The 19,632-nt window shown below is 67.1% G+C and carries 24 protein-coding genes; 23 read left to right on the top strand and 1 reads right to left on the bottom strand.

The genetic code is table 11. The annotated features are described in order from the left end of the window. Nucleotides 1-2 precede the first annotated feature (2 nt). The 19 genes from ABEB07_RS35145 to ABEB07_RS35055 all read left to right on the top strand — a co-directional run bounded on the left by ABEB07_RS35145 (nt 3) and on the right by ABEB07_RS35055 (nt 16,096). On the top strand, nt 3-209 hold the full coding sequence (locus tag ABEB07_RS35145; RefSeq protein WP_345672102.1) for a hypothetical protein: 207 nt from the start codon (nt 3-5) through the stop codon (nt 207-209). Further along, nucleotides 209-544 (top strand): hypothetical protein, encoded by a 336-nt coding sequence (locus ABEB07_RS35140; RefSeq protein WP_345672101.1) that lies wholly within the window; start codon nt 209-211, stop codon nt 542-544. The genes ABEB07_RS35145 and ABEB07_RS35140 overlap by 1 nt, the downstream gene beginning before the upstream one ends. Nucleotides 545-560: 16 nt before the next feature. Beyond that, on the top strand, nt 561-950 hold the full coding sequence (locus ABEB07_RS35135; RefSeq protein WP_345672100.1) for a head-tail connector protein: 390 nt from the start codon (nt 561-563) through the stop codon (nt 948-950). 81 nt (nt 951-1,031) lie between these two features. Continuing rightward, on the top strand, nt 1,032-1,295 hold the full coding sequence (locus ABEB07_RS35130; protein ID WP_425589138.1) for a hypothetical protein: 264 nt from the start codon (nt 1,032-1,034) through the stop codon (nt 1,293-1,295). Continuing rightward, on the top strand, nt 1,295-1,585 hold the full coding sequence (locus ABEB07_RS35125; protein ID WP_345672098.1) for an HK97 gp10 family phage protein: 291 nt from the start codon (nt 1,295-1,297) through the stop codon (nt 1,583-1,585). Before ABEB07_RS35130 ends, ABEB07_RS35125 begins: the two co-directional genes overlap by 1 nt. A 2-nt stretch (nt 1,586-1,587) precedes the next feature. Continuing rightward, nucleotides 1,588-1,821, top strand: coding sequence for a hypothetical protein (locus ABEB07_RS35120; protein WP_345672097.1), 234 nt, complete (start codon nt 1,588-1,590; stop codon nt 1,819-1,821). A gap of 9 nt (nt 1,822-1,830) precedes the next feature. After that, entirely contained in the window at nt 1,831-2,256 is a 426-nt protein-coding gene (locus ABEB07_RS35115; RefSeq protein ID WP_345672095.1) for a hypothetical protein, read from the top strand. 101 nt (nt 2,257-2,357) lie between these two features. Next, nucleotides 2,358-2,930: a phage tail tube protein gene (locus ABEB07_RS35110; RefSeq protein ID WP_345672094.1), complete on the top strand. Its 573-nt coding sequence runs from the start codon at nt 2,358-2,360 to the stop codon at nt 2,928-2,930. Nucleotides 2,931-3,023: 93 nt separating this feature from the next. After that, the gene (locus ABEB07_RS35105; RefSeq protein WP_345672093.1) at nt 3,024-3,359 is read left to right on the top strand and encodes a hypothetical protein; all 336 of its coding nucleotides are present in this window, start codon (nt 3,024-3,026) and stop codon (nt 3,357-3,359) included. A gap of 98 nt (nt 3,360-3,457) precedes the next feature. Further along, a complete protein-coding gene (locus tag ABEB07_RS35100; RefSeq protein WP_345672092.1) occupies nt 3,458-3,952 on the top strand; it encodes a hypothetical protein in 495 nt (164 codons plus the stop codon). Then, nucleotides 3,871-9,330 carry a hypothetical protein gene (locus tag ABEB07_RS35095; protein ID WP_345672091.1) on the top strand — a complete coding sequence of 1,820 codons (5,460 nt, stop codon included), beginning with the start codon at nt 3,871-3,873 and terminating at the stop codon, nt 9,328-9,330. The genes ABEB07_RS35100 and ABEB07_RS35095 overlap by 82 nt, the downstream gene beginning before the upstream one ends. Nucleotides 9,331-9,348: 18 nt before the next feature. Beyond that, the gene (locus ABEB07_RS35090) at nt 9,349-10,281 is read left to right on the top strand and encodes a phage distal tail protein (protein WP_345672090.1); all 933 of its coding nucleotides are present in this window, start codon (nt 9,349-9,351) and stop codon (nt 10,279-10,281) included. Nucleotides 10,282-10,290: 9 nt separating this feature from the next. After that, nucleotides 10,291-11,475: a siphovirus ReqiPepy6 Gp37-like family protein gene (locus ABEB07_RS35085; RefSeq protein ID WP_345672089.1), complete on the top strand. Its 1,185-nt coding sequence runs from the start codon at nt 10,291-10,293 to the stop codon at nt 11,473-11,475. An 11-nt stretch (nt 11,476-11,486) separates the two neighbouring features. After that, the gene (locus ABEB07_RS35080) at nt 11,487-12,512 is read left to right on the top strand and encodes a hypothetical protein (RefSeq protein WP_345672088.1); all 1,026 of its coding nucleotides are present in this window, start codon (nt 11,487-11,489) and stop codon (nt 12,510-12,512) included. Between the two features lie 73 nt (nt 12,513-12,585). Beyond that, nucleotides 12,586-13,677, top strand: a complete 1,092-nt coding sequence (locus tag ABEB07_RS35075) for a hypothetical protein (RefSeq protein ID WP_345672087.1) — start codon at nt 12,586-12,588, stop codon at nt 13,675-13,677. Nucleotides 13,678-14,210: 533 nt separating this feature from the next. Further along, the gene (locus ABEB07_RS35070) at nt 14,211-15,104 is read left to right on the top strand and encodes a hypothetical protein (RefSeq protein WP_345672086.1); all 894 of its coding nucleotides are present in this window, start codon (nt 14,211-14,213) and stop codon (nt 15,102-15,104) included. A gap of 94 nt (nt 15,105-15,198) precedes the next feature. Then, the gene (locus tag ABEB07_RS35065) at nt 15,199-15,537 is read left to right on the top strand and encodes a hypothetical protein (RefSeq protein WP_345672085.1); all 339 of its coding nucleotides are present in this window, start codon (nt 15,199-15,201) and stop codon (nt 15,535-15,537) included. Nucleotide 15,538: 1 nt separating this feature from the next. Further along, a complete protein-coding gene (locus ABEB07_RS35060) occupies nt 15,539-15,763 on the top strand; it encodes a DUF7620 family protein (protein WP_425589137.1) in 225 nt (74 codons plus the stop codon). 15 nt (nt 15,764-15,778) lie between these two features. Beyond that, nucleotides 15,779-16,096, top strand: coding sequence for a hypothetical protein (locus ABEB07_RS35055; protein ID WP_345672083.1), 318 nt, complete (start codon nt 15,779-15,781; stop codon nt 16,094-16,096). 165 nt (nt 16,097-16,261) lie between these two features. Here the strand turns inward: ABEB07_RS35055 and ABEB07_RS35050 are convergent, their stop codons facing one another. Beyond that, the gene (locus ABEB07_RS35050; protein WP_345672082.1) at nt 16,262-16,882 is read right to left on the bottom strand and encodes an HNH endonuclease signature motif containing protein; all 621 of its coding nucleotides are present in this window, start codon (nt 16,880-16,882) and stop codon (nt 16,262-16,264) included. Between the two features lie 119 nt (nt 16,883-17,001). On the opposite strand from ABEB07_RS35050, the gene ABEB07_RS35045 reads away from it, so the two are divergent. The 4 genes from ABEB07_RS35045 (at nt 17,002) to ABEB07_RS35030 (ending at nt 19,580) form a co-directional block, all read left to right on the top strand. Beyond that, the gene (locus tag ABEB07_RS35045) at nt 17,002-17,793 is read left to right on the top strand and encodes a peptidoglycan-binding protein (RefSeq protein ID WP_345672081.1); all 792 of its coding nucleotides are present in this window, start codon (nt 17,002-17,004) and stop codon (nt 17,791-17,793) included. Between the two features lie 189 nt (nt 17,794-17,982). Further along, nucleotides 17,983-18,225, top strand: coding sequence for a hypothetical protein (locus ABEB07_RS35040; RefSeq protein ID WP_345672080.1), 243 nt, complete (start codon nt 17,983-17,985; stop codon nt 18,223-18,225). Beyond that, nucleotides 18,197-18,721, top strand: a complete 525-nt coding sequence (locus tag ABEB07_RS35035) for a DUF6879 family protein (protein ID WP_345672079.1) — start codon at nt 18,197-18,199, stop codon at nt 18,719-18,721. The genes ABEB07_RS35040 and ABEB07_RS35035 overlap by 29 nt, the downstream gene beginning before the upstream one ends. A gap of 10 nt (nt 18,722-18,731) precedes the next feature. Then, nucleotides 18,732-19,580 carry a helix-turn-helix domain-containing protein gene (locus tag ABEB07_RS35030; RefSeq protein ID WP_345672078.1) on the top strand — a complete coding sequence of 283 codons (849 nt, stop codon included), beginning with the start codon at nt 18,732-18,734 and terminating at the stop codon, nt 19,578-19,580. Nucleotides 19,581-19,632 lie beyond the last annotated feature (52 nt).

Here is a 19,632-nt window from a genome sequence, read left to right as displayed (position 1 = left end):
CCATGGCCGAGACCGCGTACTTCCGAGGCGAGGGCGGCCACGTGTGGGAGATGGACCTCCCGCTCAGTGACCAGCACGCCCGAGCGCACGAGGAGGGACGTCTCGTCCGCGTGAACCAGGACGGGTCGCCCTACACCGAGCCGGCCACCAAGGATTCCGGTGGCAAGCGGGCCTCCAAGGCCCCGGCCAAGCCCGAGGAGAAGAGCTGATGGCGCGTACTGCCCTCACCCCGCAGAGGTTCGCCACCACAGGCCTTGCGCCGAGCTACGTCACACCGGACGCGGCGGGGGTCTCGCTGCGCTCCAGCGGCAAGCAGCTCCTGCACGTCAAGAACGGCTCGGGCTCCTCGGTCACCGTCACGCTGAAGATCGGCAAGACGGTGGAGGGCCAGTCCGTCACCTCCCCGACCGTCACGGTGGCCGCCGGTGCGGACCAGTTCTTCGGGCCCTTCAGCGACAACTACGAGCAGCCGGACGGCACGGACACCGTGTTCGTCGACTTCAGCGCCGTGACCTCGGTGACGGTCGCCTGCCTGTCGCTCTGAGCCGGAGGAGGCGTCCATGGCGTACGCCACCGTCGAGGAGTTCGCCGAGTTCCTCGATCCGGATCCGGTCCCCGTGAACGCGGCCCGGCTGCTGGAGAGAGCCTCTACGAAGCTCGACCGGCTCCTGATGGGCGCGGTGTACAAGACCGATGACGACAGCCTCCCTCTGGATCCTGCCCTCGCGGCGGTGTTCCGGAAGGCCGTCTGCATCCAGGCCCAGTACATCGACTCCCTCGGGGACGAGACGGGGGCCATGGCCAACGTCTCCCAGATGTCTCTGGGCAACCAGCAGATCGTCCGGGCCCTGTCGGTCGTCGGCAGCGGCACGCCCCGGGTCTCGCCCGACCTGGTGGACCTGCTGCGGACCGAGGGGCTCCTCCCGATCCGCCCGTACATCTGGGGGTGAGCCGTGCTGCTCCTCCCCACGCATGCGGTCACGATCCTGAGCCGGCCGTCTCCCACGAGGGACCGGCAGAACAACCGGGTCGTGGACTGGTCGACGGCCACCAGGGCCTCCTACAAGGGCCGCGTGGAGCCGCTCAGCAGCGCGGAGACGGTCCAGCAGGGCGACCAGGTCATCACGACCCTGGACTGCTTCCTGCCCCCGTCAGCGGCCGTCACGGAGTACGACAGGGCCGAGGTCGACGGCGTCACCTACGAGGTCAACGGCAAGCCCGACGTCTACACCGGCTACGGACCTCTGAAGGCACTTGCGTACCAGCGGGTGACGCTCAAGGAGGTCACCGGCTGATGGGCTCCTTCCAGCCCGACCACGCGGCTATCGCGGCCCTGGTCCACGCCGACTTCGTCCGGGCCGACCTGCGCGAGCGGGCTGCCCGGGTGGTCGAGGTGGCCAAGGCCAACGCGCCTGTGGAGACGGGCCGCTACCGCGACTCCATCCATGCCGAGGACGGCCCCGACGGCTCGGTCCTGATCGTCTCGGACGTCGAGTACGCGGCGGTGATCGAGCTCGGCACGCGGGATGCGAACCGTCCCGCTCACCACACCATCGCCAACGCACTCGATGCAGCAAGGGGCTGACCATGGCCAAGCTCAAGCTCACCTTCGCCTACCAGGGCCATCAGCCCGGCGACGTCGTGGACGTGCCGAGTCGGGACGTCCGGGACCTCGTGAGGGCCGGGATCGGTCACCTGGAGGGGGCTGAGCCGGTGCTCCGGTTCGGCTGGCTCCCCGAGGTCACCTACCCCGCTCATAGCGCTCCTGAGCCCGCCAAGCGGCTCCGCAAGGGCGAGGCCCCGCCCCGGGCCGCAGAGTAGGAGGCCGCGGTGACCACTCCCCTGGCCGCTCTGGTCTTCCCGGACATCGAGGAGATGGTCATCCACCAGATCCTGGACGTCCTCTCGTACGAGGCCGCCACGGTGCGGCCCGAGGGCGACGCCTTCACGGAGGCGCTGCCCTTCGTCCAGGTCACCCGCATCGGCGGCACACGGGTCACGTCGACTTCCGACGGCCGCCGACTGCATGACGACGCGCGTATCTCGCTCGATGTGTACGCCGCCTCCCGTGTGGAGGCCACCGACGCGATGGCCCGCGTAAGGGCCGCCGTCGAGCAGATGCAGGGCACCTCCCAGAACGGCGGCTACGTGCTGCGGACCTGGGAGGAGACCGGGCCGGCTGTCCGGCCCGAGGAGCCCAACTCCAACGTCACGCGCCTCGGCTGCACGGCCGGACTGCGCGTTCGACCCGCCTGACCCGCGATCCCCGCCTGGCCTCTCCAGGCTCCTTTCCCAGCCCGTACGGAGGGGCCCTCGTGCCCGCCTTCGTCCAGGCGTCACGACCATCAGGAGAAGCAATGGCTGATGACACTCAGGTGAGGGTCGGCGTCAAGGGCGCGTTCTACGTGGCCCCCGTCGGCACCACTGCGCCGACCGATCCGTACTCCCCCTGGGGCAGCGGATGGGTCGACCTCGGCTTCGTCAGCGAGGACGGTCTGACCGAGTCGCTCAACGAGAACCGCCAGGAGTTCAAGGCCTGGGGCCACACCAAGGCGGTGCGGACCGAGGTCACCGACCGGCAGACCACGTTCAAGGTCACCTTCATGGAGACCAGCGCGTGGACTCTCGCGCTCTACTACGGCCAGGACCTCGCGGACATGACGTCCTCGGGCACGGGTGCCGCCCAGTTCCTGGCGTTCAACGAGCCGGAGTCCTCGGAGCCGATGTCCTACGCGATCGGCATGGACGTCATCGACAACGACAAGCCCGCCCGGATCGTCGTCGCCCGCGCCGAGGTCACGGACAAGGGCGACCGCGCGTACAAGGCGGACACCAACCAGGCCTTCGAGCTGACCTTCTCGTCCCTGACCGCCCCGAACGGCGGTAGCGCGATCAGCCGCATGTTCGGCCTGGTCTCCCTGCCTTCCTGACTCCCCTGACCACTGGCCGGAGCGACCTTCGCGGGTCTGCGCTCCGGCCAGTGCTGTGACCCGCGAAGATCCGCGAGAACCCGGAGCACCGCCATGAGCAAGCCGAACCGCAAGCGCCTCAACCTGGAGACCCTGCGCGCCCAGCGCATGGAGGCCCAGGGAGGCAAGGAGCTGGAAGTCGGGCTGGGTGACGAGACGTTCGTCTTCCCGCTGGCCTCCTGGTGGCCGATGACCACCGTCAAGAAGATCCGCGCTCTGAAGAACGCCGACGAGGACGTGACCAAGATCCTCGCGCTGATCTCCAGTGACGAGCAGGTCGACCACCTCGTGGAGCTGGGCCTCACCCTGGGTGACTTCCAGGACATCATGGAGGCCCTCAACGAGGACGCCGGTGTGACGCCGGGGGAATCGACCAGCTCCTCCGACTGATCGAGGAGCACCCCTCCGAACTCCGCGCGGACATCGCCCGGTACTTCCCCGGCCGCTCCCTGAACGAGTTCCACCGCAATGAGTCCGGCGACGGCTCGATGTCCTGGCTGGAGCTGTGGGAGTTCGTCCAGGCCCTGCCGTACGACTCGATGACCGGGTCGGCCATGGCCGGTGATCACACCCGGCGCCGGTGGACCGAGATGCACTACATGCAGGCCAGCGCGCTGAGCCTCATGCAGTACATGACCCAGGTCCTGTGGGCCGGCCAGGGGCTGGAGGGCAAGCCGCCCAAGCTCGTCCCCTGGACGCTGCCAGACCTCCGCACCCCCGAACAGCTCGCCGAGGACGAGGCCCGCGAGGCCCGTCAGGCGGCCATCAGGACCCGCTTCTACGAGGCGACACGCCCCGGAGCGGCAGCGGATCCCGACTACGCCCGATGCCTCGCGCAGGCCCGCGAAGAACACCTCCGGCTTCAGGCCCAGGCGGCTCAGACAACTGAACAGGGGGAGCGATGGCCACCAGCGTCGGATCCGTCGTCGCCAGCGTCGTTCCCGACGTCTCGGACTTCGCCACCCGCGCCACCGCCGCGCTGACCCCGCAGGCCGACCGCCTGGGCCAGAACCTGGGACGCTCGCTGTCCCGGTCCATGACCTGGGCGCTCGACTTCTCGGGCATCGACAACGCCCTCCGTCGCTCTCTGGACGCGGCGGAGGCGTCGGCGGCCAACAAGGGTCGTCAGATCGGCAAGCGGTACGGCCAGGCCATGAAGGCCGGGCTCGACACCGAGCTGCGCGGCCTCCAGGACACCCTGGACGTCCGGATCCGCCCCGTCATCGACCGGGCCGCCTATCGGGCCGTGAAGGCCGATCTGGACGTCCTTACGCGCACTCGGACGGTCCCCATCGTCGCCGACGCGGACACCCGTGCGGCGGCCGACGACCTAGCCCTGCTCACCCGGCCCCGCACGGTCACGATCACCGCCGACGCGGACACGGCTGGGGCTGCGGCCCGGCTTGCCGAGCTCGCCCGGAACCGCACGGCGACGATCCACACGAACGTCAACGGGTCCCAGGCGGGGCAGGCCTCGGGGCTCATCTCCAGCATCACCGGTGCGGCATCCGGCGCTGGTAGCGCAGTGGCCGGGCTGGCCTCCAAAGTCGCACTCCTGGGTACTGCCGCACCCGTCGTGGGGTCCCTGGTCAACGTCGTGGCGGCCATCGCGCCGGCTGCGGCTGTGGCGGTCCCTGCGGTCGCAGCCCTCGGGTCGGCCTTCGGGGCTATCAAGCTCGGAACGGCGGGCCTGGGAGACGCCTTCAAAGCCGCCTTCGCCCCGACGGACTCGACCAAGGCCGTCAAGTCGGCCAACCAGATCGAGAGCGCGGAGCGGGCGGTCAAGCAGGCCGTCGAGCAGGTCGGCGTGGCCCGGGAGAACGCGGCCTCGGCTAACCAGGCGGCGGCCCGTCAGGTCGTCAGCGCGGAGCGGGACCTCACCACCTCGCAGCAGGCGGCCAAGCAGGCCCAGCAGGACCTGAACGTGGCCCGCGAGGAGGCCGTCCAGAACCTGCGGGACCTGCGTGACCAGCTCACCCACTCGGCTCTGGACCAGCGCTCGGCCACCTTGGCGGTCGAGCAGGCCCAGCAGGACCTGTACAAGGTCCTGGCCGACCCGACGGCGAGCGAGCTTCAGCGGCAGCAGGCGCAGCTCACGTACGACCAGGCCGTCCAGAACCTGGCGGACCAAAAGCAGAAGAACGCCGACCTCAAAAAGCAGGTCGAGGCGGCCGACAAGGCCGGGGTCGAGGGCGCCAAGAACGTCATCGACGCCAAGAAGACCCAGGCGCAGGCCAACCAGGACGTCAAGGACAAGGAGCAGGCCCTCGCGGACGCCAGGGCATCACAGGCCAAGACGGCCCGGGACGGCCAGCGCTCCATCGCCCAGGCCCAGCAGGCCGTCGCGGACGCTCAGCAGCGCGTTGCCGATGCCCAGGCCTCCGCAGCCTCCGGCACGTCCAAGCTGAACGACGCCCTGGCGGCCCTCTCCCCCAACGCCCGTGCGTTCGTGGGCGCGGTGCAGGGTCTGAAGCCCGCCTGGGACGCCATGCGGCTCGGTGTGCAGGACCGCCTGTTCGCCGGGATCGGCAGCCGACTCACGGATGTGGGCTCCCGGGTCATCCCGATCCTGCGGGATGGCCTGGAGGACACCGCGGGCGTCCTGAACCAAATGGGCAAGGGCGCTCTGGACGCGGTCGACAACCTGGCCAAGACCGGGATGCTCAAGAAGATTCTGGACGGGGCCACCCAGTCCCTGAAGCCGCTCCAGAAGGCCCCCGGGCAGATCGTCACGGCCTTCAGCCAGATCGCCGTGGCAGCCCAGCCGGCCTTCCGGAGGATCACCACCGGCCTGGCCGGAGGCATCACGAAGGTCACCGACAAGCTCGGCAAGGCCTTCGAGTCAGGCGGCATGGAAAAGGCCATCGACCAGGCGGTCAGTCTGCTTGGCGACTTGATGGACGTCGGCAAGAACGTCTTCTCGATCCTCGGGGACATCTTCATGGCCGGTGCCGACACCGGCGGCGGCACCATCGGGATGCTCAAGGAGATCACCGGGGAGATCTCGAAGATCACCTCCAGCCCCGAGGTGCAGGGCGGCCTGAAGGCCCTGTTCTCGGTGATGGGGACGATCGCCAAGACGGTGGCCCCGCTCCTGGGCACGGCCCTGAAGTTCGTGGGCCAGATCTTCGAGCAGCTCGGCCCCCCGGTCCAGAAGCTCGTGGACGCCCTGGGCAAGGCCCTGAAGCCGGTGATCGACGCCCTGGGCCCGGTCCTGGTGATCCTGGCGCAGGTCATCGGTCAGATTCTGGTGGCCATCTCGCCTCTGATCCCCGTGATCGGGCAACTGATCGCCGCCGCGCTCAAGCCGCTCGGCCCGATCTTCCAGGTCATCGGCGGCGTGATCGAGAAGCTCTCGCCGACGATCTCCCTCCTGGCCAACGCGCTGGGGCAAATCCTGACGCCGATCCTCCAGGGGCTCGGCGCGGTCCTGACGGAACTGGTCAGCGCCTACGCGGATCAGTTCCTGAAGGTCTTGGACGAACTGCTGCCGGTGATCCCGAAGCTCATCCCGCCTCTGGTCGAGGTGGCCAAGTCCATCGGGGACCTGCTGCTGGCTGTCGCCCCGCTGCTGCCCCAGATCCTGCTGCTCGGGGCGCAGTTCACCACGGCGCTCCTCCCAGCGATCCTGCCGCTCCTGCCTCCACTGCTCCAGCTCGTGGACCTGCTGGTGCGGCTGGCCGTCTGGACGATCCAGAAGGTGGTCCTCCCGGCAATCCAGGGCCTGGTCACCTTCGTGAAGGACATGGGGCGCAAGCTCCAGCCCTTCATCGACGCGGTCAAGTGGGTCACCACGAAGATCGCCGAGGGCTTCCAGTGGCTCTACGACAAGCTGGTCGGCCACTCGATCATCCCTGACTTGATCAAGAAGATCCGAGACTGGTTCAACACCGGCAAGCAGTGGATCAAAGCCGTCTGGGACGCCGTCTGGGACAACACCATCGGCCGGGCCACCAGCGCGGCCAAGACGGTGGGAACCAAGGTGGTCGCCTTCGCCGGAGCCGTCCGCGACCGGTTTGGTGACGCCAAGAAGTGGGTCTCCGACAAGTGGGACGGCCTGTGGTCCGGTGTAGCTGGGACGGTCACCTCGGTCCGCAAGACGGTCGAGGGCCGGGTCCGGGATTTCAAGGACAACGTGGTCGGCTTCTTCAAGTCGGCGATCGATGGCATCCGCACGGCCTGGGACAAGCTCTCGGACATCGCCAAGAAGCCGGTGAAGTTCCTCGTCCAGACCGTCTTCAACAACGGCCTGCGGAAGGTCTGGAACAACACGGCGGCCAAGCTCCCCGGCATCGGGGAGATCGGCGAGATGCAGCTCCCCAAGGGGTTCGCCAGTGGCGGCATCCTGCCGGGCTACACGCCTGGGCGGGACGTCCACCGGTTCGTCTCCCCCACGGGCGGCGTCCTGGACCTCTCCGGCGGCGAGGCCATCATGCGGCCCGAGGTCACCCGGGCGGTCGGTCGCGGGGGCATCAATGCCCTCAACGCGGCAGCACGTACGGGCGGCGTGGCCGGAGTCCAGGCGCTGCTGGATCAGGGCCTGCCGCACCGCGCCTACTGGGGCGGCGGCATCTGGGACGCGATTACCGACAACCCGGTGTCCGACGCCGTCAAGAAGGTGGCGAGCAAGGGCTCGGACCTCCTGGACAAGGCGGCCGACTGGGCTCGGGGCGGCGTCGCCGACCTGGCCGAGAAGACCCTGAAAACCCTGCTGGGCATCAGTTCCCTCAAAGTCGACCCGTCCAAACAGACCTGGTCGGGTCTGGTGGGCAACGTCCCGGTCCAGCTCGTGAGCTTCATCCGGGGCAAGGAGGACGACGGATCCGGAAGCAGCGCGGCGCTGAAGGGCTACAAGCCCTCGGCGGGCGTGAAGCAGTGGACGTCCGTGGTCCTCCAGGCCCTGAAGGAGGTCGGGCAGCCGGCGGGCCTCCTGAACTCGACGCTCCGGCGCATGCAACAGGAGTCCGGCGGCAACCCCACCATCGTCAACAAGTGGGACTCCAACTGGCAGGCGGGCCACCCGTCCGTCGGATTGATGCAGGTCATCGGCCCGACGTTCCGGTCCTACGCCGGGAAGTACCTCAAGCGGGGCCCGTTCCTATACGGGACCTCGGTCGACCCGCTGGCCAACGTGTACAGCTCCATGCGGTACGCGATGGCGGCCTACGGCTCCCTCTCCCGGGCGTACGACCGCCCCGGCGGATACGCCAAGGGCGGCTTCCCCCGTGTGGGAGAGGTCGCCTGGGTTGGCGAAGAGGGCCCGGAGCTGCTGCGGTTCCTGCCCGGGGGCATCGAGGTCATCCCGCATGAGCGCTCGATGCGCATGGCCACCCAGATGGGGCCCATTCCGGGCTACGCCAGCGGCGGGGTCATCTCCGCCACGGGCAAGGGCAGCATCGCCGCCGTCATCGGCAAGGCGTTCCTGGACGGTCTCCAGGGCACCACCACGGAGATCAAGAACGCCATCGCCAAGGTGACCACCGCGATCAAAAACGCGTTCAAGGGCGTGAAGTCGTCGGTCGACGACAAGGTCCTGAAGTCGCTCAGTGCTTCGAGCGCCAAACTCCAGGCGCTGGCGACCAAGCGAGACAAGATCGCAGCGAACATCGCGGCAGCCAAGCAGATGGCGGCGGACCAGACGGCGGCCGGGAAGTCCTTCGCGGCGATGACGTCCCTACCAAACGGCGGAAACGCCTTCGACGCCAAGGGCATCCTCAACGGCCTGAACGTTCGTCTGGGCCAGCTCAAGGCCTTCTCGACAAACATCGGCAAGCTCGCCAAGATGGGGCTCTCCAAGGAGCTGCTCCAGCAGATCATCTCGGCAGGCCCCGACTCGGGAGCCGCGTACGCAGAGGCGCTGGTCAACGCCACGCCCGAAGAGCTGAAGTCGATCAATGCCGCTCAGGCGGCGATCGACAAGGCCAGTGCTTCGTACGGCAACACGGCGGCCGACGCCATGTACGACGCGGGCTCCAAGGCCGGAGAGGGCTTTCTGACGGGCCTCAAAGCCCAGCAGAAGGCCATCGAGGATCAGATGTCCGCTCTCGCCAAGGCGATCCAGGCGGCCATCAAGAAGGCACTGAAGATCAAGAGCCCGTCCCGGGTCATGGCCGAGATCGGCGAGCACGTCGGCCAAGGCCTGGTCATGGGCATGGACGCCACCCACCAGGCGATCGTCACGAGCGCCAACCAGATGGCGGGAGCCGTCCAGCGTGGTGTGGGCATCGAGCCGGCCGCCCGCCAGGAGCGGGTCCGTGACCTCCACCTCCACACCACCACGACGGAGAAGCCGACTAGGCAGGCTTTCCTGGATGCCGTGCGCGACTACAACGCGCTCTACGGGGCTCAGGTCGCCATGTGATCAGGACCCGGAGGGGTAATGCCGATCTTCGTACGCCCCTCCGGGGCCTTCCCGGGCGTCATCAATCCGCCGCCGCTCGATCCGCTGGAGGTCCCCAGCCTGTCCTGGACGGACGCCCAGGGGCGCATGACGCTCCTGTCCGACTGGGCGAGCGGCTGGGTCCTCCAGTCCGGTGTCCGTGGCCTGGACATGCCCGGGTACGACTTCTACACCGATGCCTCTCCGCGAATAGACGGCACCGCTCTGCGGGGGCTTCGCGCTCAGGCCCGGGAAGTCTTCCTTCCAATCGCCCTCTTCGATGAGGACCGGGCGGCCTTCCTGGCCCGTAAGAGGTCCTTCTATCGCACCCTGAACCCCTACCTGGGGTTCGGGACTCTGACTCTCACCGAAGTCGACGGGTCCTTCCGCACGATCGAGGCGTACTACGTCTCAGGGGCCGAGGGCGACTTCGGCCAGGACTCGTCCGGTCTGCACTGGCAGACCTTGGGCCTCACCTTCTCGTGTCCCAGCCCGTACTGGCTCGGAGAGCCGGTGCACCTGGAGTACGGCTCTGGGGCGACGGGCAGCTTCTTCCCGCTCCTGCCGGTGGTCGTCCGGGACTCCCAAGTCCTCGGCGCAACCGTCATCGACAACCCCGGGGACGCCTCGGCCTTCTCGGTGTGGACGATCCACGGGCCCGCCACGTCGGTGGTCATATCCAACGACACGACGGGTCTGCGCTTCTCCGTGACGGCCCCTCTTAGCGCCTCCGACACCTTGGTCGTCGACACCCGTGAACGGGTCCAGACGGCCGTCCTGAACGGCACGACGAACTGGTGGCCCAACCTTGCCTCTGACTCGGACCTGTGGGGGCTTCGGCCCGGCCTGAACAACGTCTCACTGACGTTGGTCGGCACGAACAGCAACACCCAGGTCCAGCTCGACTACCAGCCCTGCTTCCTCACCGCGTAGGGGGTGTCGATGACCTTCGACGTGGTCCCGATCACGGTCCAGGTACGGGATCAGAATCTGCGAGTCCTCGCCGTGGTCACGGACTTCACCTCGCTGACCATCACTCCGCGGTTCAACGCTGTGGGGGCGTTCGTCCTGAACATCTCGGCGGACTCGCCGAAGGCGAAGTACCTGATCCCTGGCAACGGCCTCATCATCCGGCGGGGCCCGAACGTGCTGATGTCCGGTCCGATCCGGGAGCCGAACTGGCAGCGATCGGAGAACGACGGGGGCAGCGGCACCCTGACGGTCAACGGGGTCGACGACATGGCTCTCCTGGCGGGGACGACCTGCTGGCCGAACCCGACGGCTACTGTGACCTCCCAGACGGACCAGGCGTACAAAATTTCCGGCGTCGTGGCCGAGACGGCCATGCGGGCCCTGGTGAACCTGAACATCGGGCCAGGCGGCCAGGCTGCCCGGAAGGTCTCGAACCTCACCCTGGCCGCCGACGGCGGACACGGACCGAGCATCACCAAGCAGCTCACCCAGTTCGATAACCTGCTGACCGCCCTCCAGGACATCGCCAAGACGGCCGGACTGGGCTTCCGGATCGTGCAGGTGGGGTCCAGCCTCCAGTTTCAGGTCTACCAGCCGGCCGACCGCTCGGCCTCGGCGAAGTTCTCCTTCGGCCTGGGCAACCTCGCAGACGCCTCATATTCGGTGACCGCGCCGACCTGCACGAAGGCCCTGGTCGTCACGGGAGGCAGCCCAGCCTCCCGCAAGGTGAAGGACTACACCCGGGCGGATGCGACCTTCCCCGGGCCGTGGATCGAGCAGTTCGTGGATCTCACGAGCGTCGACCCGGCCTCCACCGACCTGACGGCCCAGATGGATCAGGCGGCCGACGAGGCCCTGACATCCGGTGCGGCCCAGGGCAACCTGACCATGACCCCCATCGACACCCCGCTCCTCCAGTTCGGGCGGGATTACGCGGTAGGCGACCAGGTCTCGTGTCAGGTCAGAGACGACTTCATTTCGGACGTGGTCCGCGAGGTCAACACCACCTTCGACTCCCAGGGCGGCTACGTCGCCAGGGCCGTCATCGGCTCGTCGGACTCCGCGAACAACCAGGACGTCCTGGCCCGGCAGTTCCAGTTCATCGCCCGCATCTTCACCCGGCTCAGGCGGCTGGAGACGCGCAAGCCCGTCTGAGGAAGGTCTCCATGGCCCAGTCTTCCTACCCCTTCGGTTCCTCCCAGATCGCCACCGAGGACCAGTGGTCAAGCTACTTCAGGATGTTCCAGGTAGACGGTGTCTTTGCCGCCAGCGAGACGGGCACGGACCTGAAGGTCACCGCCTCGAACGTCTCGACCCTCTCGGTCGCCCCAGGTGAGGCCGTAATTCAGGGGACGTACTACGGCAACAGCGCAGCGCTGAACGTGAACGTCCCCACCAACTCCGCTGGCATCACCGCCCGCAAGGACCTGATCGTCCTACGGCGTGATCCCTCGGCGGATGCCACCACGGTGCAGTACAAGACGGGCGGTACAAGTTACCCGTCGCTCTCCCAGACCCTCAACGGCATCTGGGAGATCCCTCTCGCGCAGGTCACGGTGGCCGCTGGTGCGTCTGTCGTAGCCCCGTCGGGAGTCACGGATCTCCGCTGGTTCGTGGGCCGTCCTGTGGTCTTCGGCAGTTTTTCCTTCCGGCGTCCTCCGATGCGAGGCCAAATCCATGTCGACAACGGCGTGGACCTCTACGTCGGCGACGGGACGAACTGGAACTACCTCGGGACCGCCGAGGAACCTGCGGCCAAGACCTATTCACCGGTGTGGAACGCAGGCGCGACCACGATCAACTGGGGCTCGGGAAGCCAGAACGTCGGCCGGTACAAGCGCATCGCCGGCAATCTCTACTGGGTCAAGATCCAGGTCACGCCAGGCCCGAACGGCAATCCCCCGGACTATCCGGATCCCATCCAGGTCACTCTGCCCTTCCCTGCACAGGGCTCTACCCGCGAGCTGTTTCATGCATCCATGACGTCGACCAACGGCGAGCACTCGGCCATCGGGCAGGCGATCATGTTCCCCTCCGAGGGGACCTCAAAGGTACGAATCCGATTCCCCCTCGCGGACGGCGGCACCTTCAGCGTCAGCCACCCGAACGTCACGAACTGGCTGACCAACTACCCGATCAACTTCCGCTCAGGCGACTGCATGACCATCTCGGGCGTCTACGAGATCGCGTAACTGGGCCACAGAATGGAGCAGGCCGATGCGGCACCTTTTCGGGCTGAGCCCCGCTGACGTCACCGTGGAGCAGGTGGGTGAGGACCTGAAGCTCCGGCCGGGCTCGGTCGGAACTGTGTGGGACTCCTTGAGCGGCGGCACTCAGATCACCGATCTGACCGACCTGTCGGGCACACCGATCACCGCCATAACCTCGGACTCGAACTCGGTCGTCGGTTTCTACGGTCCCGATGACGTCACCACTCTCTACCTGGACTTCGGCCTCGCCGGCTACCGGGTTCTCATGCAGGCGACCGACCTCGGAGAATCGCTCGCCGACCTCCAGGCCAACAAGCTGGAACTCGCCGGTGGCTCCATGCAAGGGCCCCTGACCCTTCAGGGCAATCCGGCGACTCCGAACGAGGCAAGCACCAAGGCCTACGTCGACAGCAGCTCGGTCACCGCGGCGAACAGTGCAGTCTCGGTACACACCGCAGCCGGCGATCCTCACGGTGACCGCGCGTACGCCAACAGCCAGTTCCTCTTCCGGTCGGGTGGCACTCTGTCGGGAGCCCTGTCCCTGCCCGGCTCACCGACGGCGTCACTGCACGCCGCTACCAAGGCCTACGTGGACTCGGCGGTTACGGTCACCTCGGTCAACACCAAGACCGGTGCCGTCGTGCTGGGTGCCTCCGACGTCGGCGCGCTGCCCTCTTCGGGCGGCACCGTCTCCGGCAACCTCACCGTCTCCGGCAACCTGAGCGTCACCGGCGTCGGCCGCATCCTGTTCGTCCGTAAAACCTCGGACCAGTCGATCACCTCGTCGACCACCTTGACGAACGACAGCCAGCTCGTGCTGCCGGTGGTGGCCAACGCGACGTACACCCTGTTCCTGATGTGTGTCTTCTCGGGCGGGACCACGGGAGACATCAAGTTCGACTGGTCCGTTCCCTCGGGCACAGTGCTGCGCTGGTCCGATCAGACGGGCACTTCGGGCCTGAACTCTGACCCGGACGTGTACTCGGCTCCGGGCGGGAGCACTCAGGTCGCCTTCCAGATCTGGGCGACTGTGGTGACCTCCTCCACGGCGGGCAACGTGCAGTTCCGGTGGGCCCAGAACGCCTCGGACACCACCGCGACCATCGTGCGGACGAACTCGTACCTCCAGCTCACGCGCGTCGCGTAGGTCCTTCCCTACGGGTGCCCGGAGTAGATCCCGTTGACCTCGATCTTGGCCCCGGTCAAGATGGTGAAATGGCGAAGATCCATACGGCGAGACTCACAGCGGGCGGACCTACCTGGGACTTGAGAGCCGAGCGCAACCCGGTCGGCAACTCTGGAAACCGCAGCACGCTTCCGACGAAGGCCAAGGATGCTCCCGCCTACGTACAGCGCAACCTGACGTGGCTCACTGCTGCCCTGCGAGACGGCCGGGAGGACATCGCTCGTGAACTCCTGAAGGAGTCGCGCTTCCTGATTCGGAAGTTCCCCTCTCAGTTCGATGAGACGGTTCGCCGCAAGCTGGCGGCAGCGGCTACTCTGCTTCGCTCGCCTGCCTGGAAAGCACATGCAGCGGAACGACGCCACAGCGGACCTGGTTCATCTCGAACCAGGTCCCGATGAACCAGCTCCGCCAGCCAGGTCGGCCTGGTTGTCCAGCCAGGGCTGAATCTTTGAAACCAATCGCACCTGTACTACAGGGACGACTACCGTCCATCCATGGACGATTCCTTCTCTTTCGAGGGCTTCTTCGAAGGCGCGAAGAAGGCCGCTTACAAGGCCATGGACGATCACGCACGCGGCGAGTACGACGAGTTCGCCCTACACGCAGGCGTCGCGATCGAGCGCCTCGCCAAGGCCGTCCTCTACAAGTTGAACCCGCTCTACATCGCGAGCGGCAAGGTGCATTTGAGTGGTCAGAAGGCCAGGATCTACACGATCACCGCAACGGAGGCCCTGAGTCGGCTGTCGAGTCTCAACATCTTGAAGGTGGACGCCGACTTGAAGTTGCTGATCGAACAGCGCAACGGCACGGTCCACGCATCGGTCGGTGATGAGGCAAAGACCCACATCCCGACCCTCGCCAAGGCCGTCGGGCCCATGCTGAAGCACCTCGGCATTTCGGACCACGACTTCTGGGACCGCTGGACAAGCGCGGTAAACGTGGCGGTCGACAGGCTGCGGAGCGAGATCGAACGGGGTGTAGCGCTCCGCATCAAGCAGGCTCGACACATCTTCGACGACCGTTTCAAGGACCTCCCCGACGGCGTCAAAGAGAAGCTCCTCCAGGAGCACCAGCCCAGCAGCATCGTGTCGGTCGACACGATCGCCTTCACGACGGACGGCAGCTTGAACGCAGTGGTCGGCACTACGGCCTGCCCCGCCTGCGGAGGCCGCGCGAACTTGACCCTACGCCCTGTGACCGCAGCCGATGCCGCAGACGACTTCACTGCCTCTGCGCTCGAATGTCCCTTGTGCCGCCTGAGACTGACTGGGTCAGCGGAGATCAGGGCCTCCGGGGCCGACGTCGAAAAGGCCATCATCCCGACGTCCATCTCGGTCAAGCAGCGATCCGGCTCTCCGAACGAGATCACCGAGTTTTGCTCGATCTGATCGTCATCTACCGAAGCCCCGGCCATCGTGCCGGGGCTTTCGTATACCCCCGCAGCGCTGGATCCTCCTGCGCACACCCCGCAAGGAGGTCCCCTTGTCGATCCCTGACCTGCTCAGGATCGCCGCAGCCGAGGACTCGGGACCCGACGTCGGCAAGCTGATAGGTCAGTTCGCCCAGTACGGCGTCGTTGGCCTGGTCGTCGTCCTGCTGATCCTTGGCGTCATCGTCCCGAAGTACGTCATGACGTCTCTCACCGCTGACCGCGACAAGTGGCGAGAGGCGTTTGAGAAGGAGCGGGATGCGCACCAGGCAACGCGAAAGCAACTCGCCAAGGCCGAGGAGCGCGGAGACGTCGCGGTCGAGCAGGGCAAGACGCTGACCCACCTGCTCGAAGAACTCGGCCACCGTCCCGCACTGCCCGGGAGCGCATGACATGTGGCCCTTCACCCGACGTATGCCCCTGTCCTCCGCCGAGGCGGAGACCGCGAAGAGGGCTGCCGAGAAGTCCCTCCGAGATGCGCTTGCCCACCGCCGCGAGGTGGAGGCCAAGCTCACCGAGAGCCGCCGGGTGGAGGCGCAGCTCCGAGCCCACAACCGCGCCAACCAGTACAGCGACTGGATCGAGTCCGTCGTGCTCGGCCGGCTCCGCGAAGGCTGAGCAAGGAGGTCTCCCGTGTACGCCCTGACCCTCTACGTCCTTCTCGTCACCGGACTGCTCTTCGCCCTCGGCTTCCTGTCGCTCCACCGGCCCCGGTACTTCTTCCGGCTCACCGAGGTCAACGCCTCGTACTGGGTCATCGTCGTGGCCCTCTGGTACGTGCGGAGTCTCACCCTGCTGGTGATCCGCGGTGCCCACCCCACGGACCTGTGGTGGGACATCCTGCTGTCCCTCGGCCTCCTGGCCGCCATCGACGTCCTCCTGATCGTCCGCTTCTGCTCGTACCTCGCGTTCCTGCGTAACCACCCCAAGGGCCCGCCCACGGCCTCCTGAGCCTTCTCCTCCAGCCCCCTCGGCACCCCGCCGTAGGGGGCTTCTTCATGCCCGCCGGAACCCCCGAAGGAGCCCACCATGCCCGACCTCTGGATGCCGGGTGCCGAGCACCTCGGCATAGGCGACCACGCCCCCACCGACGGTGGTCCGGCGGGCGAAGGCGGACTAGGCAGAAGCGCTCTTGGCCTTACGACGGGCCCTCGCGTAGCAGTTGGCGCAGAGCCCACCGGCCTGGTGTCGGACCATCGTGGTGCTGCACTCGGTGCAGGCATCAGCGACCAGGCTCCACTTGCCGTTACGAGGCCGCCCCCCACGCGGCTGGGCCCGCTGCTCGGGCGGGAGAGCCCTGCGGGCGGCCTTCTGCTCCCTGTTGCAGGTGCGGCAGAACCGGGTGTCATTCGGTCCCACGTACGTGTTCTCCGGGGTGTACTCGTGCCCCGCCGGACATTGCGACTTCGCCGCATTGAGGACCGGGAGGGACGACTCGGCCCGGAGCAGGTTCTCCGCCTGGGTCACGGCCTCCAGATGGGCCGGGTTCACACAGGCCCGCACTCGACAGATGTGGTCGATGACGAGCCCTTCCGGGATCGGACCCACCTTGTCCTCGTACGAGACGCGATGGACGTAGGTCGAGGTGCGCAAGTATGCGCCCTCCGCGTTCCGCCCGTACACCCCGATCTTTCCGTACCCGGCGGAGTTCTTGTAGCCGGGCCATATCCAGCATCCCTCGTCGGGCAGCGGACCCATCCGCGCCCAGAGCCGCTCGGCGGCCGAACGTGCAGTCATATGCACACTCTACATGGGAAGGTGACGCCATGTCGGATCTTTGGATGCCCGGGGCAGAACGTCTCGACATCGGTAACCACGCCCCGACGGATGGCGGACCTGCCAAGGCAGTGGCGCACGTGACGTGGGATAGGTCGGCCACCAAGGCCAAGCCCCTGGACCTCGTCCCCTTCACCAGCCTCCGGTCGTACTTCGGCACCAACCCCTCCGGGAAGCCGGTGGCGCCCCACATCCTCTGGGATCCGTTCACCGGCCGGTTCGTTCAGTTCGTCCCGGCCAACAGCCGCTCGAAGTCCCTCGTGGACCTCTCCGGGGGCACCCGGACCAACCGGGCCGGCTCGGTGGTGATTCAGGTGGAGGCGCTCTTCTTCCCCTGGTGCCGCTACAACGGCAAGGTCTACGAGTCCCTGGAGGACACACCCTGCAAGGGCTGGGACGAGCTGCACGCCTGGGTGCACTCTTGGGGCGTCCCGGACATCTGGCCGATGGGCAAGCCCAACGGGTTCACCGGCCACCGGGACGAGCACACCTGGGAGACCACCGCCGGCTGGTACGCCCATGCCCAGGTGCCTGAGAACTCTCACACCGACCCGGGTACCTGGCCCGCCTTCCCGGTTGCCACGAAGCCCTCCCCGGCCCCTGTGCAGTACGAGCCCTACCCCGGCGCCCAGTTCTTCATGAAGGGCTCCCGGCCCGCCCTGGGGAAGTCCTCGCCCGTCTTCACGGCCATGGGCAAGCGCCTGGTGGCCGAGGGCTGCGGTAAGTACCAGGTCGGTCCGGGCCCGGTGCTTGGGCAGGCCGATGTCGACTCGTACGAGGCGTTCCAGCGCAAGCTGGGGTTCACCGGATCGGATGCGAAGTGGCCTCCCGGCCCGACCTCCTGGGGAAAGCTGAAGGTCCCGAAGGTCTGACTCCCGTACTGTGCTCCCCGGTGTCTCTCTGGCAGGAGCCCCACAAGCGCCCCCTCTCGGCTCCGGCCGGAGGGGGCGCTTCTCTGCGTTGGGAGGACATCCGAGCACAGGCGTGCGGTATTGACCGTGGCCGTCCCGATGGGTGACGGTCGTAGAAGTCTGTAGAAGCCAGAGGAATTGGGGAGAGCCATGACGCTACGATTCATCGCGAAAGACCCGAACACCAACGGCGACAACTGCCCGACCGTCTGGGTGGACGAGGAGACGAAGGACTTCATCATCCAGGGGTGGAAGGCCGACGACGAGACAGAGCGGGAGTGCCTGAAGACCGGGAGCATCCCCGACACCGAGGCCGTGGTCCGGCTGCCCGCCCGCATGATGGCCGCGATCAGGGAGGCGTGTGATGTCGCAGACGGTCCCGCCGTTCGCTGACCTGCTGGCGAGCTGCCGCCGCAGCGCGGTCCACCTGGAAACCCGGGACGTCTACGGCGTCGCGAACGAGGACGAGGACTTCGCGGCGTGGAGAGCCGGCCACCGGCACACCCCCGAGAACCGGGACCAGTGGTGGAACTCCTTCCACTCCTCCATCGCTGAGGGGGTGGCGCGGGGCGTCAGCGTGCGCCGGGCCCGGGTGGTGTCCGAACCGCTGTCCGAGTACGTACGGTACGAGCACTCCTGCACCTTCCAGAACGTGATGGCGGGTGAGGAGGTCCGATGGTTGCCACGCCGCTTGGCCTCCGACCTACTGATCCCAGGGAATGATCTGTGGCTCTTCGACAACGACCTAATCCGGTTCGGCCTGTTCTCCGGCGACGGAGCCTTCGTCGAACACACCCTCTGCGACGACCCTGACGTGATCAAGAACGTGTCCGAGGCGTTCGAGAGCATCTGGAGCCGCGCGCTTCCGCACGACCGCTACACCATCTGAGCCACGAGGCATGACCGAGTCACCGACAGCCGCCGTTCAAGCTGCCCGACGCCAGCTCGCCATCCGTATGCGGGAGATCCGTACGGAGGCGGGGCTGTCGGCGACAGAGCTTGCCCGGCGGCTGGACTGGTACCCCTCGAAGGTCTCCCGCATCGAGAACGCCCGGACTCCCCCGGCGATAGCGGACATCAGGGCCTGGTGCGCTGCGTGCGGGGCGGACCGGGCCGTGGACGACCTGGTGGCCTCCGCGCAGTCGGTGGACTCGATGTACATGGAGTGGCGTCGCCTCCAGCGCACCGGTCTGCGGCACCTCCAGGAGTCGCGTGTCGAGCTGTACGAGCGCACGCGTCTGTTCCGGGTGTACTGCTCCACCGTCGTCCCCGGGGTGCTCCAGACGCCCGCCTACGCCACCGCGCTCCTGGGGTCGATCGCCCGCTTCCACCACACCCCCGACGACGTCGCGGAGGCCGTTGAGGCCCGGATGAAGCGGTCGCGTGTGCTCTTCACGGCGGGGAACCGATTCTCGGTCCTAGTGGAGGAGTCCGTACTCCGGTACCAGATCGGCGATGCCGAGACGATGGCCGGCCAGCTCGGCTATCTGCTCTCGTTGATGTCCCTGCCGTCGGTCAGCATCGGTGTCATCCCGTTCTCCGCACGCCGCCCGACGTGGCCCCTTGAGACGTTCAGCGTCTTCGACGACACACGGGTGCATGTGGAGCTTCTGTCGGCGCTGGTCAAGATCACCGCCCCCAGCGAGGTCGAACAGTACGTCAGAGCCTGCCAAACGTTCGGCCGTTCAGCCGTTTACGGGGCTCGTGCCCGTGAGCTGATCACCGCTGCCATTGCCCATCTCGGGTAGAGCGCATAGAAATCCGTAGAAGGTTGTTGAGGCCGATCTGCGGGCTTTTCTA

This window comes from Streptomyces similanensis (genome assembly GCF_039543625.1).
Lineage (GTDB): Bacteria > Actinomycetota > Actinomycetes > Streptomycetales > Streptomycetaceae > Streptomyces > Streptomyces similanensis.
The sequence above is the reverse complement of the archived record's forward strand: the minus strand, read 5'-3'. Positions and strand labels throughout refer to the sequence as shown.

Coding starts and splice junctions, on each gene's coding strand:
- ABEB07_RS35085 (WP_345672089.1), top strand. CDS start 10,291: ATGACCTTCGACGTGGTCCCGATCACGGTCCAGGTACGGGATCAGAAT.
- ABEB07_RS35105 (WP_345672093.1), top strand. CDS start 3,024: ATGAGCAAGCCGAACCGCAAGCGCCTCAACCTGGAGACCCTGCGCGCC.
- ABEB07_RS35100 (WP_345672092.1), top strand. CDS start 3,458: ATGTCCTGGCTGGAGCTGTGGGAGTTCGTCCAGGCCCTGCCGTACGAC.
- ABEB07_RS35135 (WP_345672100.1), top strand. CDS start 561: ATGGCGTACGCCACCGTCGAGGAGTTCGCCGAGTTCCTCGATCCGGAT.
- ABEB07_RS35070 (WP_345672086.1), top strand. CDS start 14,211: ATGGACGATTCCTTCTCTTTCGAGGGCTTCTTCGAAGGCGCGAAGAAG.
- ABEB07_RS35060 (WP_425589137.1), top strand. CDS start 15,539: ATGTGGCCCTTCACCCGACGTATGCCCCTGTCCTCCGCCGAGGCGGAG.
- ABEB07_RS35140 (WP_345672101.1), top strand. CDS start 209: ATGGCGCGTACTGCCCTCACCCCGCAGAGGTTCGCCACCACAGGCCTT.
- ABEB07_RS35145 (WP_345672102.1), top strand. CDS start 3: ATGGCCGAGACCGCGTACTTCCGAGGCGAGGGCGGCCACGTGTGGGAG.
- ABEB07_RS35040 (WP_345672080.1), top strand. CDS start 17,983: ATGACGCTACGATTCATCGCGAAAGACCCGAACACCAACGGCGACAAC.
- ABEB07_RS35120 (WP_345672097.1), top strand. CDS start 1,588: ATGGCCAAGCTCAAGCTCACCTTCGCCTACCAGGGCCATCAGCCCGGC.
- ABEB07_RS35035 (WP_345672079.1), top strand. CDS start 18,197: ATGTCGCAGACGGTCCCGCCGTTCGCTGACCTGCTGGCGAGCTGCCGC.
- ABEB07_RS35090 (WP_345672090.1), top strand. CDS start 9,349: ATGCCGATCTTCGTACGCCCCTCCGGGGCCTTCCCGGGCGTCATCAAT.
- ABEB07_RS35125 (WP_345672098.1), top strand. CDS start 1,295: ATGGGCTCCTTCCAGCCCGACCACGCGGCTATCGCGGCCCTGGTCCAC.
- ABEB07_RS35110 (WP_345672094.1), top strand. CDS start 2,358: ATGGCTGATGACACTCAGGTGAGGGTCGGCGTCAAGGGCGCGTTCTAC.
- ABEB07_RS35050 (WP_345672082.1), bottom strand. CDS start 16,882: ATGACTGCACGTTCGGCCGCCGAGCGGCTCTGGGCGCGGATGGGTCCG.
- ABEB07_RS35030 (WP_345672078.1), top strand. CDS start 18,732: ATGACCGAGTCACCGACAGCCGCCGTTCAAGCTGCCCGACGCCAGCTC.
- ABEB07_RS35080 (WP_345672088.1), top strand. CDS start 11,487: ATGGCCCAGTCTTCCTACCCCTTCGGTTCCTCCCAGATCGCCACCGAG.
- ABEB07_RS35095 (WP_345672091.1), top strand. CDS start 3,871: ATGGCCACCAGCGTCGGATCCGTCGTCGCCAGCGTCGTTCCCGACGTC.